Raw genomic sequence first — 14,618 nt, 5'->3', positions numbered from 1 at the left:
CTACTCACCTCCCAGCGGCGCGGAGCCCACGTGGGAACCCGGCGCGACGTCGTTAATCTCGACGGCGGTGTGGCCGTCGACTTCCTTCATATATAGGTGCACGTTCTCCTCGTGCGACGAGGGAACGTTCTTGCCGACAAAGTCCGGCGAGATGGGGAGCTCGCGGTGGCCGCGGTCAACGAGGACTGCAAGCTCGATGCGGCTCGGACGGCCCAGGTCCATGACGGCGTCGAGAGCGGCGCGAATGGTACGGCCCGTATACAGGATGTCGTCCACCAGCACGACGCGTTTGCCGTCGACGCTAAAGGGAATGTTGGTGGCGTGGATCGCGGGAGCGAAATTGGTAGCGTAGTCGTCGCGGTAGAAGCTGATGTCGAGGCTGCCGAGCGGAACGTCGACGCCCTCGATCTCCTTGATCTCCTCGGCGAGCTTCTTTGCCAGAAGGTCGCCGCGCGTGACGATGCCTACCAGAGCGAGGTCTTCACAGCCCTCGTTGCGCTCGAGAATCTCGTGCGCGATGCGGGTCATCGCTCGATTGACGGCGGTCTCGTCCATGATGACCGCCTTGGGGGAAGTCGTGCCCATCGATCTCCTTCCTCACATGTCTTGACTGCTGACACAGTCAAAAAAAATAGATGCCCGACCGCTTAAAGCGGACCAGACACCCACAGGAAAGGCTGCTCGCATGGCAGCTATGTAATTCCATGTGGGTATCTCGTACCCCTTTAATGGTCAAGGGATAGTGTAGCCAACCTCGAGCTTAATTGCGAGCATAAATACAGAGCAATCCGCAAACGGAGCCCAATGCTCCATAAACCTATATATATTTGTGGGACGAGCTTGAAAACATACGCACGAGCTGGCATAATCCCCTCTGCTGCACGCAAATCGGATCTACGTCCAGGGCCGTGGCGTGGGCACTATCGCCAAAAGAGGAATATCTCTGTGTAGATTACGCACAGGGAGCTGCTTCTGTGCTATAGTTCAGGCTTGTTTGTTAACGCGACATGTTCGTTTGTCGCCCAAGGAGGGTCAGTTATGTCCAAAGTTTGCGAAGTTTGCGGTAAGCACCCCGTTGCCGGTCGCTCCATCAGCCACTCTCACCGCGTCACCAACCGTAAGTTCCGCCCCAACATCCAGCGCGTCTACGTCGTCGTCGATGGTCACCGTCGCAAGATGAACGTTTGCTCCACCTGCCTCAAGTCCGGCAAGGTTGCGCGCTCCTAAATAAGGTCTTACCAACAAGTACCTCGGACTCTCCGGGTCAAAGACCTCGCGTTCACATAGAACTTACCAAAGGCGCCCTCCCCTACGGAGGGCGCCTTTTTGCACTCATTGCACTCACTCATTGGGGACAAGCTTAGGGCACTCATTGGGGACAGGTTTACATGAGTGCTTTCGCGCATTTGGGACAGACATGACGCATACCGGCAGCGGTTCGGCCCCTACCTCACGCAGCCTCCCTCCAGCCTACAGTGGCCTTGGTCACGCTTGTAGCGCCAATGCCGGTGATACGGGCAATTTGCTTGACCGTGAGATGTGCCCGCCTGAGCCTCAGCAGACAGGCATCGCGATCGGGGCGCGGCAGGGCCTTAAGAAGCGAGGGGTCTACGCTCGGCAGAACTTCGCGCGCGACGGTAAGGGCATCCTCATCGGGGATCCGCCGGCGTGGAAGAACCTCCACTGGCCAGATGCGCCCGGCAACTTCCTCGAGATGCTCGCAATAGCAACGGGAGCCTCCGACAATATCGAGCATGGGGGCCGCATCACAGATGTCAAAGGGATCGTAGCCCAGCTGATATGCCCTAAAGCTTGACCAGCGGTATGCTTCGAGTGAGCCAATTGCACCCTTCACAGGATTGAGATGGATATAATCGAGTAGCTGCACCGCCTGCGAGTCCGACTCAACCGCGACCCGCGAATAGCGATTATCAAACAGATGCCCCGTTCTTCCCGTTTTCCCGTTGAAATACTTAGCATATGCCGTCAGCGCACACTGCATTGCCTTTGAAAGATTGTCAAATGGGTCATCAACCATCAAATGGAAGTGATTGTCCATAAGGCACCAAGCCAACACCACCACTTTATGGTGCGCAAACCTGTCCGAAATGTCCGATAAGAAACGATATCGGTCAGAGTCATCTTCAAAAATAATCTGTTTGGAGTTGCCGCGGTCAAAGACGTGGTAATAGCCGGTGAGCGAAACAGCGCGGGCGCATCGAGGCATAATCTCTCCTTTCAAAAACTGAACAGGCAACACCTAAAAGGAGAGAAGGAACGCGAAATGCTGAGCCTGTGACTTATTTATATCCAATGAGCGGCAAAAACAGGCCCAGAACGGCAAAATGGCAAAACAATGTCTGTCCCCAATGAGTGAAAGCGCTCATGTAAGCCTGTCCCCAATGAGCAGGGTGATGCAACAGGCGTATGGTTTTAGTTGAATCGCTTCATTTAGTTGAAGCGTTTTAGTGTGCCTTTTAGAGGAATCTGACCGTTCACCGAATTATTTCTTGCTATCATGCAAGGCGTAGGGTAAATCTCCGATCGCAAGGAGACACAAATGGTGAAAAAGTCACCGGAAAACACTACTCCCGCAATTGTGGACAACGTAGAGGCGCTTGAGGCTAAGCTCGCTCAGATGCGAGAGGCCCAGGCGCTTTTTGCTACGTACACGCAGGAGCAGGTCGACAAGATCTTCTATGAGGCCGCCATGGCCGCCAACAAGGCTCGTATCCCGTTGGCGAAGATGGCCATCGAGGAGACCGGCCGCGGCGTTCTTGAGGACAAGGTCATCAAGAACCACTACGCCGCAGAGTACATCTACAACGCTTACAAGAACACCAAGACCTGTGGCGTTCTGGAGCGCGACGAGGCTTACGGCATCACCAAGATCGCCGAGCCCATCGGCATCGTGGGCGCCGTCATCCCGACGACCAACCCCACCTCCACCGCGATCTTCAAGACGCTGATCAGCCTGAAGACCCGCAACGCCATCATCATCTCCCCGCACCCGGCTGCCGCCAAGTGCACCATCGCCGCCGCCAAGCTCGTGCTTGACGCCGCCGTAAAGGCCGGCGCGCCCGAGGGCATCATCGGCTGGGTCGATGTCCCCTCCATCGAGCTGACCAACATGGTCATGCGCGACGTCGACATCATCCTCGCCACCGGTGGCCCGGGCATGGTCAAGGCCGCCTACTCCTCGGGCAAGCCCGCCCTGGGCGTTGGCGCCGGTAACACCCCGGTCGTCATCGATGACACCGCCGACGTGCTGCTCGCCGTCAACTCCATCATCCACTCTAAGACCTTCGACAACGGCATGATCTGCGCTTCCGAGCAGTCCGTGACCGTCATCGACACCATCTATGACCAGGTCAAGGCCGAGTTCCAGAAGCGCGGCTGCTACTTCGTCAAGCAGGGTGCCGAGATGGAGGCCCTGCGTGCCGCCATGTTCAAGAACGGCGCCCTCGATCACCGCATCCCCGGCATGGCTGCCGCCAAGATCGCCGAGCTCGCCGGCATCGAGGTTCCCGCCAAGACCAAGATCCTGATCGCCGAGGTCACCTCCACCGACCCCGCCAAGGAGGAGTTCTCCCACGAGAAGCTCTCCCCGGTCCTGGCCATGTACCACGCCAAGGACTTCCAGGAGGCCGTCGACAAGGCCGAGCACCTGGTGCTCGCCGGTGGCCCGGGCCACACCGCCTCTCTGTACGTGCACCCCGCCCAGGCCGAGAAGATCAGCCTGTTCGAGCACGTCATGAAGGCCTGCCGTATCGTCATCAACACCCCGTCCTCGCACGGTGGCATCGGTGACCTGTACAACTTTGGCATGAAGCCGTCTCTGACCCTGGGCTGCGGCTCCTGGGGCGGCAACTCCGTCTCCGAGAACGTTGGGGTGAAGCACTTGATCAACGTTAAGACTGTGGCCGAGCGCCGTGAGAACATGCTGTGGTTCCGCGCTCCCGAGAAGGTCTACTTCAAGAAGGGTTCCACGCCCGTCGCCCTCGACGAGCTGGGCAACGTCATGGGCAAGAAGCGTGCCTTCATCGTCACCGACCAGTTCCTCTTCAAGAATGGCAACACCCGCGCCATCGAGGCCAAGCTCGACGAGATGGGCATCGCCCACGACTGCTTCTACGACGTCGAGCCCGATCCGTCGCTGCAGTGCGCACGTCGCGGCGCCAAGCAGATGGCTCTCTTTGAGCCGGACGTCATCATCGCCGTCGGCGGTGGCTCCGCTATGGACGCCGGCAAGATCATGTGGATGATGTACGAGCACCCCGAGTGCAAGTTTGAGGACATGGCCATGGACTTCATGGACATCCGCAAGCGTATCTTCACCTTCCCCGAGATGGGCAAGAAGGCCTACTTCGTCGCCGTTCCGACCTCTTCGGGTACCGGCTCCGAGTGCACGCCGTTCGCCATCATCACCGACAAGGAGACCGGCATCAAGTGGCCGCTCGCCGACTACGCGCTGCTCCCCAACATGGCTATCGTCGACGCCGACAACTGCATGACCGCCCCGCGCGGCCTGACCGCTGCCTCCGGCATCGACGTCATGACCCACGCCATCGAGTCCTACGTCTCCATCATGGCTTCCGACTACACCAAGGGCCTCTCCGAGCGCGCTGCTAAGCTCGTCTTCGAGAACCTGCCCTCCAGCTTCACGAACGGCGCCAAGGACCCGCATGCCCGCGAGGAGATGCACAACGCCTCTTGCATGGCCGGTATGGCCTTCGCCAACGCCTTCCTGGGCCTCAACCACTCCATGGCCCACAAGCTCGGCGCCTTCCATCACCTGCCCCACGGCCTCGCAAACGCCGTCATCCTGACCCGCGTCATGCGTTACAACGCCGCCGAGGCTCCCGTCAAGATGGGTACCTTCTCCCAGTATCCTTACCCCAACGCGCTGCACAACTACGCCGAGATGGCCAAGTACTGCGGCATCGAGGGCAAGGACGACAAGGAGGTCTTCGAGAACTTCATCACAAAGCTCGAAGAGCTCAAGGACTTCATCGGCGTCAAGAAGACCATCGCCGACTACGGTGTTGACGAGCAGTACTTCCTCGACACCCTCGACGAGATGACCGAGCAGGCATTCAACGACCAGTGCACCGGCGCCAACCCGCGCTACCCGCTCATGAGCGAGATCAAGGAGCTCTACCTGGACGCCTACTACGGCCGCGAGCCTCAGGACTACGCCGTCTGCTAGTTTTAGCACGGTTTTTAACGGCGGGGGTGCACGGGTGTTTCACACACCCCCGCCGTCGCTTCTATCGCATCGTTGAAAGGATGCAACCATGCTGCTACCCGATTCCAAGACCGAGCTCGTCCGCCGTGGCAACAAGGTCGTTTACGACCTGGGCGACAAGATCGTCAAGGTCTTTAACGAGACCAAGCCTGTCTCCGACGTGTTCAACGAGGCTTTGAATCTTGCCCGCATCAATGAGTGCGGCATCCGCAGCCCCAAGGCTCTCGAGGTTTCCCAGCTCGAGAACGCCAACGGCTGGGCGCTCGTGACCGAGAAGGTTCCGGGCACCACCCTTGCCGAGAAGATGACTGCCGAGCCCCAGCGCTTTGGTGAGTACCTCGAGATGTTCGTCGACCTCCAGATCGAGATCCACGGCTACACCTCCCCGCTGCTCAACCGTCAGCGCGACAAGTTCGCCCGCATGATCGACAGCCTTGATCAGCTCAATGCCACCACGCGCTATAACCTTCAGGAGCGTCTGGACGGCATGACAAAGGAGTTCAAGGTCTGCCACGGCGACTTCAACCCCTCCAACGTCATCGTCGGCGACGACGGGCAGCTCTATGTGTGCGACTGGGCACACGCCACCCAGGGCTCCCCTGCTGCCGACGTTGCCACCACCTACCTGCTCTTCGCGCTCAACAGCAAGGATCAGGCCGAGGCCTACCTGGAGCTCTACTGCGACCGCGCCGACATGCCCATGCAGGTCGTGCGTCAGTGGACGAGCATCGTCGCCGCTTCCGAGCTCGCTCGTAAGCGCAACGTGAACGATGAGTTCTTGAAGAACTGGATCGACGTCGTCGATTATCAGTAATATCTGAGCGATTTATTTCGCATCGGAGGCACAAGGAAAACCCCGTAGCTCGCATGGGCTGTGGGGTTTTCCTTTTAGATATCGAGGATGCCACAAGATAAAAGGACGGCCCCGCATCTCCCCGATCTGGAGAAATGCGGGGCCGTCCCGTATATCGAACTACAAGCGAAATCGTCGATTAACGGCGTGCTGCCTTCACAAGCTCGGCGACCTTGGCGACGACCTCGTCGATCGCCACATCCTCGCGCTCACCCGTGGCACGGTCCTTGAGCTCCACAGTACCATTCTTAAGGCCACGCTTACCCAGAACGACCTGATACGGGAAACCCATGAGGTCGTTATCGGCAAACTTAAATCCCGGATGCTCATCGCGATCGTCGACGACGACCTCGATACCCTCGGCACACAGGCCATCAACGATCTGCTCGCAGACGGTAGCGCACTCTTCCTTCTTGGGATCAAGCGGAATCACCGCGACCTCGTACGGGGCAACGGAGACCGGCCAGACGATACCGTGCTCGTCGTTGTGCTGCTCCACGACGGCAGCAAGCGAACGGGACACGCCCACGCCGTAACAACCCATGATGAGCGGCTTCTCCTTGCCGTCCTCATCCATAAAGGTGGCACCCATGGCCTCGGAATACTTGGTGCCCAGCTGGAAGACCTGGGAGACCTCGATGCCGCGGGCAGCGGAGAGGGGCTTTCCGCAGTGCGGGCAGGGATCGCCGGCAACGACGGTTACCAGGTCGGCCCACTCGTCGACGGTAAAGTCGCGCTCGGGGCAGGCACCGGTAAAGTGATAATCGACCTCGTTGGCACCGCAGGCCCACTGCTTGGACTCGCGCAGGCTCTCGTCACACACCAGACGAATGCCCTCGGGCAGGTTAACCGGTCCGATAAAGCCCTTATGCAGACCGTAGGTCTGGAGCTCCTCATCGGTCATCATGCGATAGCCCTTGCCAAAGACGTGCTCGGCCTTGCAATCGTTGAGCTCGTGGTCGCCCGGAACAATGGCCACGACGGGCTTGCCCTCGGCGTCGATGAGTGCCAGAGACTTGCGCGTGCCGTTCTCGGGGAAGCCGAAGAACTTTGCAACGGCCTCGATGGTGCCCATACCCGGAGTCTCAACCTTGGTAAGCGTACCATCGCCGGGGCCCTCGGTCACAACGACCTTGGTGCTTGCAGCCTCGTCATCGGCAGCAAAGCCACAATCGTCGCAGTAGACCAGCGAAGCCTCGCCGGCGTCGGCCAGAGCCATGTACTCGACGGAAGTGTCGCCGCCGATCTCGCCGGAGTCGGCGACAACGGGCAGGGCCTTGATGTAGCAGCGCTCGCAAATGTTGGCGTACGCCTGCTTCATCTTGTCGTACTCCTCCTGCAGGCTCTCCTGCGTGGCGGAGAAGCTGTAGGCGTCCTTCATGATGAACTCGCGGCCGCGCATCAGGCCAAAGCGGGGACGGAACTCGTCGCGGAACTTATCCTGGATGTGGTACAGGTTGACGGGCAGCTGTTTGTAGGAGCGCAGCTCGTTGCGCACCAGGGCCGTGACGGTCTCCTCGTGCGTGGGGCCCAGGACGAACTCGCGACCATGACGGTCGTCAAAGCGCACGAGCTCCTTACCATAGGCGTCGATGCGGCCGGACTCGCGCCACAACTCAGCGTCGACCATGATAGGCATCATAAGCTCCTGGGCGCCGGCGGCGTCCATCTCGTCGCGCACGATGTTCTCGATCTTGCGGATCGAGCGCCAAGCAAGCGGCAGGTAGGAATACAGACCGGCGGCCTCCTTGCGGATCATGCCAGCACGGAGCAGCAGGCGGTGGCTGGCGAGCTCAGCGTCCGCCGGATCCTCTTTAAGCGTCGGCGCATAGAGCTTAGACATATACATTGCTCGAGTCATTTACTTCTCCTCAATAAGCTTGTCGACCTCTGCCATAAGCGCGTCGACAATTTGGTCCTCAGCTACTTTACCAATGATCTGGCCATGCGAAAAGAGCAAGGCCTGACCACGTCCGCAAGCAACGCCCAGGTCGGCATCAGAAGCCTCGCCGGGGCCATTAACGGCACATCCCATCACAGCAATCGAAAGCGGCGCGGAGTAGTTCTTAAGCCGATCGGTGACCTCCTCGGCGATGGGAATAAGGTTAACCTGGCAGCGGGCGCACGTGGGGCACGAGACAATCTCGGGGCCACGGCGACGCAGGCCCAACGACTGCAGAATACCCCAGGCAACCGGCGGCTCCTCAACCGGATCGGCTGTGAGCGACACACGCATGGTGTCGCCAATGCCTTCGGAAAGCAAGATACCCAAGCCTACAGAGCTCTTGATGGTGCCCTGGAGCTTGGTCCCCGCCTCCGTCACGCCCAGGTGAAGCGGAACGTGGGGAATCTCACGCGACAGGGCTCGATAGGTATCGAGCGTCGTTTGCACGCTATGAGCCTTGGCCGAAAGCACAATGTTCGTAAAGCCGCGGTCTTCAAAATGCTTGACGAAACGCTCGCTCGACATCACGAGCTTTTCGGGCTGCGTGAGGTCTTCGCGCTCGGCGATATCCTGCTCAAGCGAGCCCGCGTTCACGCCAATGCGAATCGCGCACCCAGCGGCGCCCGCGGCATCGATCACGGCATCGACCTTGGCCCAATCGCCAATGTTGCCGGGATTGATGCGCAGCTTGGCAGCACCGGCCTCAACGGCACCAATGGCGAGCTTATGGTTAAAGTGGATATCGGCAACGATTGGCACCGGAGACTCGGCACAGATGGTGCGGAAACCCTCAAGCGCGGCCTCGGTGGGCACGCTCACACGCACGATATCGCAGCCAGCCTGCGCCAACGCGCGAACCTGCGCAAGCGTTGCCTGGACATCAGCGGTATCGGTGCAGGTCATAGACTGAACCACCACCGGCGCGCCGCCACCGATCTGTACACCGCCCACATGCACGGGGCGCGTCAACTCGCGCGGCAAAGGATGGGATAAAGACAATCCAAACACTCCCCTACAGAATAAATCGAAGGATGTCGGAACGAAGCATATAGACAAACAGCAACGCAAAGAGCGCGATGCCCACATAGCTCACAATCGTCTGGACCTTGAGCGGAAGCTCGCGGCCCGCAATCTTTTGAATGATCTCGATGACCAGCTTGCCGCCATCGAGTGGTGGGATGGGCAGCAGGTTCATAAAGCCAAGCGAGAACGAAATGAGGGCGGCAAACGAAAGGAACGTGGCAGGGCCGGCAGCAGCAGCCTGTGAGGACATAACGCTAATGCCCACGATCGAGGAGGACTGGTCGAGAATCTCCATCGTATGCTGCGGCTGGAGCAGGCGCATCACGCCCTCCGCTGTCTGCACGACATAGGAGAACGACAGGCGAGCCGACGTGATGGGGTCTAAACGGACCACCTGCGTAGAGGCATACACACCTAGGCGCTCGTCCTCTTTGAGCGCAACCGTGGTCGAATGCTGCTTGCCGTCACGCTCGTACTCGATGGCGATATCGTCCTTACCGGCGGCCTTGCCGATGGCATCGTAAACGTCCATCCAGGTAGAGCACGATACTCCGTCAACCGAAAGGATCGCGTCGCCGCCCTCGATACCCGCCTTGGCGGCAATAGACCCCTCGTCAACCTGACCGATCACGTTGGTATCCATCGGCACGGTGACACCCGCAATGGAATAGATACTCATAAGGAGCAAAAAGCCCGTCAAGATATTGACAATAATGCCCGCGAGCAGCATAAAGGCGCGCTTGAGAAAGCCCTGGCCAAGATAGGTGTGCGAGCGTTCTTGCGCAAGGAACTCGGCCTCGCCGCACGGCAGCTCCCACACATCGCCCTCGGCAGTTGAATGTTCGCGATCGAAACGGCGGCCGTCAAAGGTGGTGTAACCCGCCGCGTCTCGCGGCAGCGTCTGATACTTGGTGGGATAGTAGCTCGGCGAGGGCTTCTCCCCTTCCTCATACCAGGGCGCGATGGAGCCCCAACCCAAGAGCAAGGCACAAGCCTCGAGCACATCCTCCTCGGAAAGCACGAGCTCGGCGGCAAGGTCGACCACGGTCACACGACCATGACGGTAGATAGCCGCGAGCACGCGATCAGCGCACGAGACATCGGTCGGATCCATACCGCAGATGGCAGCGTAGCCACCCAGCAGCAGCGGGGTCACGCCAAACTTGGTTCCAATGCGACGCGACGTGTAATGGATGTCAAAGCGGCACGGCAGGCCCAAAAAGAACTCGGTCACACGGACGCCGCAGGCACGTGCCGCCAAAAAGTGGCCGCCCTCATGCAAAAACACGAGGACGGAAAGCATCAACAGGCCCCAAAAGACCGATGAGAGAACGCTCAGAACAGTATCCATAAAACGAAAAAGCAATCCTTATGGGTTAGGAACGGGTTGCGCCGAGCACCTGCGCAGCCTTTTCACGCGCCCACGCATCGATGTCGCGAAGCTGCTCAAACGAATCGACCGCCTGCATATCGTGGGCATCCATGCAGGATTCCACAATGCGATCGATATCGGTAAAGCTACAGCCATCGTGTAGGAAGGCATCGACGGCGACCTCATTGGCGGCATTGAGGACGCACGGCATGGTGCCACCCGTCTTGCCGGCACGCTCGGCCAGTGCCAGGCAGCGGAAGGTATCCATGTCGGCAGCATCAAACGTGAGCTGCCCCAGCTCACGGAAATCGATACGAGGCGCCGGGGTATGCCAACGCTCGGGATATGAGAACGCGAACTGGATGGGAATACGCATGTCGGAAGCACCGAGATGCGCCATCACGGAGCCGTCGGCAAACTCGACCATAGAGTGAATCTTGGACTGACGCTGCACGACCACGTTAATGAAATCGAGGTCGCAGTTAAACAGATGCATGGCCTCAATGCGCTCCAGGCCCTTGTTCATGAGGGTGGCGGAGTCGATGGTGATCTTGGCACCCATGGCCCACGTGGGATGTGCGAGGGCATCGGCACGCGTCACGCGATTGAGCTCGTCGCGCGTGCGGCCAAAGAACGGACCGCCCGAGCAGGTAAGCCAAATACAATGAGCCTCGCGCGGGTCCTCCCCCAGATAGCACTGGTAGATGGCGGAGTGCTCAGAGTCGACTGGAATAAGCTGGCCCGGTTGTGCCAACGGCATAAGCAAGTCGCCACCGACGACGAGGGACTCCTTGTTGGCAAGGGCAAGGCGCTTATTAGAGGTCAAGGCCGCATGGCTCGCCTCGAGACCGGCGGCGCCCACAATAGCAACGAGCACGCAGTCGACATCGTCGCGACGCGCGAGCTCGCAAACCGCCTGCGCGCCAACGCCGAGCTTCGTTCCCTCGGGCAACTCCTGCAGCACGGCGTCATCGCCGTGAGCGACATCGGCCACGGCAACCGCCGGAACCGAGAACTCGCGGGCAGCGGCAACGAGCTCAGAGGTGCTGGAATTAACGGACAGCGCCGTCACCTGCAGGCGATCAGCATGCTGACGGCACACATCGAGTGCCTGGGTGCCGATAGAGCCCGTACAACCCAGGATGGCAACACGGAGGCGTCCATCGGGGCCATACGTCGTCTGGAATGACATTACAGCACGCCTCCGATCATCAAAAGCAGCTGAGCGGTAATGCAGCCAAAGATAAGCGAGTCGCTACGGTCGAGCATGCCGCCATGGCCCGGGATAAGGTTGCCGGAATCCTTGACGCCCACGCCACGCTTGATGCGCGACTCGATAAGGTCGCCGATAACGCCCAAAATGGACACGACCACGCCGCACAGCAGCGCATAGGGCAGGCTGAGCTTGTAGAAGTGCGTCGCCCACAGAATGAGCCAAATCAAAACCGAGCCCAGGATGCCGCCGACAAACCCCTCCCAGCTCTTTTTGGGAGAGATCTTGGGAACCATCTTGTGCTTGCCGATACGGCTGCCCACGATGTAGGCAAACGAATCGGAGACCCAAAGGGACGCACAAACGCCCACCGAAAGCAGGGCGCCGGCAAAACCGGGCACGGCATCGCGCAGCAGCACGATAGCCGACAGCATAAAGCCAGTGTAGATGGGACCCATGAGCGTCACGGCCACATCAGAGATGCGGGTACGCGGCGACCAGACATACCAAATGCCCACAGCGAGCATCAGGGCAAAAAGCAGGGCATTCAGCAGCATCGAATCGCCCAACGCCGACAGCGGAAAGAGTACGGCGGCAGCGATACCCATGCGCTCGTTAGCCATCTTGCCATCAAGCCTTGTCATACGGAAAAACTCATAGCAGCACAGACCGCTCATGACGGCAACAAAGATGGCCGTGGGCACGATACCCAAAACCAGGCACAGGATAAAGACAACGGCGTAGACGATACCGGCGGCGGCACGGGTAATAAAGCCCGCCAGCCACGAACCGGCGCCGCTCTTCGCTGCAGGCGCTCCCGCGGTGGCAGCTTTGCGCGCAGGTGTCTTGGGAGCAGATGCCTTGGGACGATCGGACACGATTAAGCCTCCTCGGTCTTGCTCAGTCCACCAAACCTACGGTCACGGCCCTGATAGGCCAAAATGGCGTCGACAAGGCCCCAACGATCAAAGTCGGGCCAATAGGTATCGGTGACGTAGAACTCGGAATAAGCCACCTGCCACAGCAGATAGTTCGAAAGGCGCAGCTCACCGGAGGTGCGAATCACAAGCTCCGGATCGGGAAGTCCAGCGGTATAGAGGTGCGAGGCAACCATATCATCGTCGATAGCAGCAGGATCGATCTTGCCGGCGACGGCATCGAGCGCAATCTGACGGACAGCGCGGGTAATCTCGGCACGCGCGCCGTAGTTGACGGCAAGCGCCAGCGTCATACCGGTGTGATCGGCGCACTCGGCAAGACCGCGTTCAAAAACGTCGCGGGTCTTCTTGGGCAGCGCGGAAATGTCACCCAAAAAGACAACGCGCACGTTTTCACGCTTCAGAAGCGGCAGCTCGTCGATGAACGTCTTGGCAAACAGATGCATCAAGACGTTGACCTCATGCTGCGGGCGGTTCCAGTTTTCGGTAGAAAACGCATAGGCAGAAAGCACGTCGACGCCCAGACGCACGCAGGCGGTAATGATCTCGCGCAGCGAGACGATGCCCGCCTTGTGGCCCTCAGTGCGTGCAAGACCGCGCGACGTAGCCCAACGACCGTTGCCGTCCATGATGCACGAGATATGGTGCGGAATGTTATTGAGGTCAAGGTCGGAAAAACCGACGCCCGCAGGGGCGTCGGCAAAGTACTCGACCAGTTTATGCTCGTCGTATTGCACCTTAGATCTCCATGACCTCGGCTTCTTTTTCCTTCAGAAGCTCCTCGACCTTGGCGACATACTCATCGGTGTGCTTCTGGACCTTGGCCTGCTCGCGACGGACATCGTCCTCGGTGAGCTCCTCATCGCGCTCGAGCTTGTTGTTGAAGTCGCGACGGATGTTACGGATAGACACCTTGGCCTGCTCGGCGTACTCGCGGCACTCCTTGACGAGCTCGCGACGGCGCTCCTCGGTGGGAGCCGGGAACGGCAGACGAACGACGGTGCCATCGGAGTTGGGGGTAATACCCAGATCGGAAGCGCCGATGGCCTTGACGATAGCATTGATGAGTGCCTTGTCCCACGGCTCGATGAGCAACATGTGGGCCTCGGGGGTCTTGACGGCGGCAACCTGCGTGACCGGCGTGGGAACACCGTAATAATCAACGGTGATGTCGGACAGAATGTTGGCATTGGCGCGGCCGGTACGGACCTTGGAGAAGTTATGCTTGAGGGACTCGAGCGACTTGTCCATATGGGCGGTGATGTTCTCTGCCATGCTTAATCCTCCTGATAGACGAGCGTGCCGACGGGCTCACCCGCGAGCGCGCGCTTGACGGTGTCCTCGCCATCGATGTTGAGGACCAAAATCGGCATACGGTTATCCTGGCACAGTGCCGTAGCCGTGGAATCCATAACCTGCAGGCCGCGGACGAGCACCTCGTGATAGGTAATCTTGTCAAAACGGACGGCATCGGCGCACTTGACGGGATCCTTGTCGTAGATGCCGTCAACCTTGGTGGCTTTAATCAGAATCTCGGCGCCGATCTCGCACGCACGAAGAGCCGCGGCGGTGTCGGTCGTAAAGTACGGATTGCCCGAACCGGCGGCAAAAATAACGACGTTGCCCTTGGAAAGGTGGTTGATGGCGCGACGGCGAATATAGGGCTCGCAGATCTCGTTCATCTGGATAGCGCTCATAACGCGGCAGGGAACATCGTTGTGCTCGAAGGCATCCTGCAGGGCGAGCGCGTTCATAACGGTTGCCAGCATGCCCATGTAGTCGGCCTGAGCACGCTCCATGCCACCGGCAGCGCCGGCCATGCCGCGGAAAATATTACCGCCGCCGACAACGACGCCGACCTCATGGCCAACGGCGAGCAGCTCCTTGACCTGCTTGGCAAGATGGTCGGTAACCTTGGGGTCGATGCCATATTGGCCGTCGCCCATCAGTGCTTCGCCGGAAAGCTTAAGAAGCACGCGTTTATATCGGATGTCGGACAAAGCGATCCTCCTTTAATTAGACTCTC

13 protein-coding genes are annotated in these 14,618 nt (G+C 59.4%); 3 read left to right on the top strand and 10 right to left on the bottom strand.

The genetic code is table 11. From position 1 onward, the window contains the following. On the bottom strand, window positions 1-585 hold the full coding sequence (gene pyrR, locus GPK39_RS07470) for a bifunctional pyr operon transcriptional regulator/uracil phosphoribosyltransferase PyrR (RefSeq protein ID WP_006236123.1): 585 nt from the start codon (window positions 583-585) through the stop codon (window positions 1-3). Between the two features lie 453 nt (window positions 586-1,038). Here pyrR and rpmB point away from each other — a divergent pair, with 453 nt between their 5' ends. Further along, complete coding sequence (gene rpmB, locus GPK39_RS07465) at window positions 1,039-1,227, top strand: 50S ribosomal protein L28 (protein WP_022094725.1); 189 nt, start codon at window positions 1,039-1,041, stop codon at window positions 1,225-1,227. A gap of 223 nt (window positions 1,228-1,450) precedes the next feature. Here the strand turns inward: rpmB and GPK39_RS07460 are convergent, their stop codons facing one another. Next, window positions 1,451-2,227: a transposase gene (locus GPK39_RS07460; protein WP_215674743.1), complete on the bottom strand. Its 777-nt coding sequence runs from the start codon at window positions 2,225-2,227 to the stop codon at window positions 1,451-1,453. A gap of 333 nt (window positions 2,228-2,560) precedes the next feature. Here GPK39_RS07460 and adhE point away from each other — a divergent pair, with 333 nt between their 5' ends. Together adhE and GPK39_RS07450 are read left to right on the top strand one after the other, a co-directional pair. Beyond that, the gene (gene adhE, locus GPK39_RS07455) at window positions 2,561-5,209 is read left to right on the top strand and encodes a bifunctional acetaldehyde-CoA/alcohol dehydrogenase (protein WP_117797767.1); all 2,649 of its coding nucleotides are present in this window, start codon (window positions 2,561-2,563) and stop codon (window positions 5,207-5,209) included. 88 nt (window positions 5,210-5,297) lie between these two features. Continuing rightward, window positions 5,298-6,062: an aminoglycoside phosphotransferase family protein gene (locus GPK39_RS07450; RefSeq protein ID WP_006236119.1), complete on the top strand. Its 765-nt coding sequence runs from the start codon at window positions 5,298-5,300 to the stop codon at window positions 6,060-6,062. Window positions 6,063-6,240: 178 nt separating this feature from the next. Here the strand turns inward: GPK39_RS07450 and GPK39_RS07445 are convergent, their stop codons facing one another. From GPK39_RS07445 to pyrH, 8 genes are read right to left on the bottom strand one after another with little or no spacing between them, the layout of a single operon-like run. Then, window positions 6,241-7,962 carry a proline--tRNA ligase gene (locus GPK39_RS07445; protein WP_252204795.1) on the bottom strand — a complete coding sequence of 574 codons (1,722 nt, stop codon included), beginning with the start codon at window positions 7,960-7,962 and terminating at the stop codon, window positions 6,241-6,243. After that, window positions 7,963-9,045 carry a flavodoxin-dependent (E)-4-hydroxy-3-methylbut-2-enyl-diphosphate synthase gene (ispG, locus tag GPK39_RS07440; RefSeq protein ID WP_215674741.1) on the bottom strand — a complete coding sequence of 361 codons (1,083 nt, stop codon included), beginning with the start codon at window positions 9,043-9,045 and terminating at the stop codon, window positions 7,963-7,965. 13 nt (window positions 9,046-9,058) lie between these two features. Next, entirely contained in the window at window positions 9,059-10,420 is a 1,362-nt protein-coding gene (locus GPK39_RS07435) for a M50 family metallopeptidase (protein WP_215674739.1), read from the bottom strand. A gap of 25 nt (window positions 10,421-10,445) precedes the next feature. Next, a complete protein-coding gene (dxr, locus tag GPK39_RS07430; protein WP_215674736.1) occupies window positions 10,446-11,633 on the bottom strand; it encodes a 1-deoxy-D-xylulose-5-phosphate reductoisomerase in 1,188 nt (395 codons plus the stop codon). Then, entirely contained in the window at window positions 11,633-12,532 is a 900-nt protein-coding gene (locus GPK39_RS07425; protein WP_338404406.1) for a phosphatidate cytidylyltransferase, read from the bottom strand. Before GPK39_RS07425 ends, dxr begins: the two co-directional genes overlap by 1 nt. 2 nt (window positions 12,533-12,534) lie before the next feature. After that, window positions 12,535-13,329, bottom strand: coding sequence for an undecaprenyl pyrophosphate synthase (locus GPK39_RS07420; protein WP_215674734.1), 795 nt, complete (start codon window positions 13,327-13,329; stop codon window positions 12,535-12,537). Between the two features lies 1 nt (window position 13,330). Next, a complete protein-coding gene (gene frr, locus GPK39_RS07415) occupies window positions 13,331-13,867 on the bottom strand; it encodes a ribosome recycling factor (RefSeq protein WP_006236112.1) in 537 nt (178 codons plus the stop codon). A gap of 2 nt (window positions 13,868-13,869) precedes the next feature. After that, entirely contained in the window at window positions 13,870-14,592 is a 723-nt protein-coding gene (pyrH, locus tag GPK39_RS07410; RefSeq protein WP_040359955.1) for a UMP kinase, read from the bottom strand. Window positions 14,593-14,618: the final 26 nt, after the last annotated feature.

The sequence above is a fragment of the Collinsella aerofaciens genome, from assembly GCF_018785245.1.
Taxonomy (GTDB): domain Bacteria; phylum Actinomycetota; class Coriobacteriia; order Coriobacteriales; family Coriobacteriaceae; genus Collinsella; species Collinsella aerofaciens_AD.
The sequence above is the reverse complement of the archived record's forward strand: the minus strand, read 5'-3'. Positions and strand labels throughout refer to the sequence as shown.

What these genes read in the sequence shown, in the direction of transcription:
- pyrR (WP_006236123.1), bottom strand. Translation starts at nt 585, where the DNA reads ATGGGCACGACTTCCCCCAAGGCGGTCATCATGGACGAGACCGCCGTC.
- rpmB (WP_022094725.1), top strand. Translation starts at nt 1,039, where the DNA reads ATGTCCAAAGTTTGCGAAGTTTGCGGTAAGCACCCCGTTGCCGGTCGC.
- GPK39_RS07460 (WP_215674743.1), bottom strand. Translation starts at nt 2,227, where the DNA reads ATGCCTCGATGCGCCCGCGCTGTTTCGCTCACCGGCTATTACCACGTC.
- adhE (WP_117797767.1), top strand. Translation starts at nt 2,561, where the DNA reads ATGGTGAAAAAGTCACCGGAAAACACTACTCCCGCAATTGTGGACAAC.
- GPK39_RS07450 (WP_006236119.1), top strand. Translation starts at nt 5,298, where the DNA reads ATGCTGCTACCCGATTCCAAGACCGAGCTCGTCCGCCGTGGCAACAAG.
- GPK39_RS07445 (WP_252204795.1), bottom strand. Translation starts at nt 7,962, where the DNA reads ATGACTCGAGCAATGTATATGTCTAAGCTCTATGCGCCGACGCTTAAA.
- GPK39_RS07435 (WP_215674739.1), bottom strand. Translation starts at nt 10,420, where the DNA reads ATGGATACTGTTCTGAGCGTTCTCTCATCGGTCTTTTGGGGCCTGTTG.
- dxr (WP_215674736.1), bottom strand. Translation starts at nt 11,633, where the DNA reads ATGTCATTCCAGACGACGTATGGCCCCGATGGACGCCTCCGTGTTGCC.
- frr (WP_006236112.1), bottom strand. Translation starts at nt 13,867, where the DNA reads ATGGCAGAGAACATCACCGCCCATATGGACAAGTCGCTCGAGTCCCTC.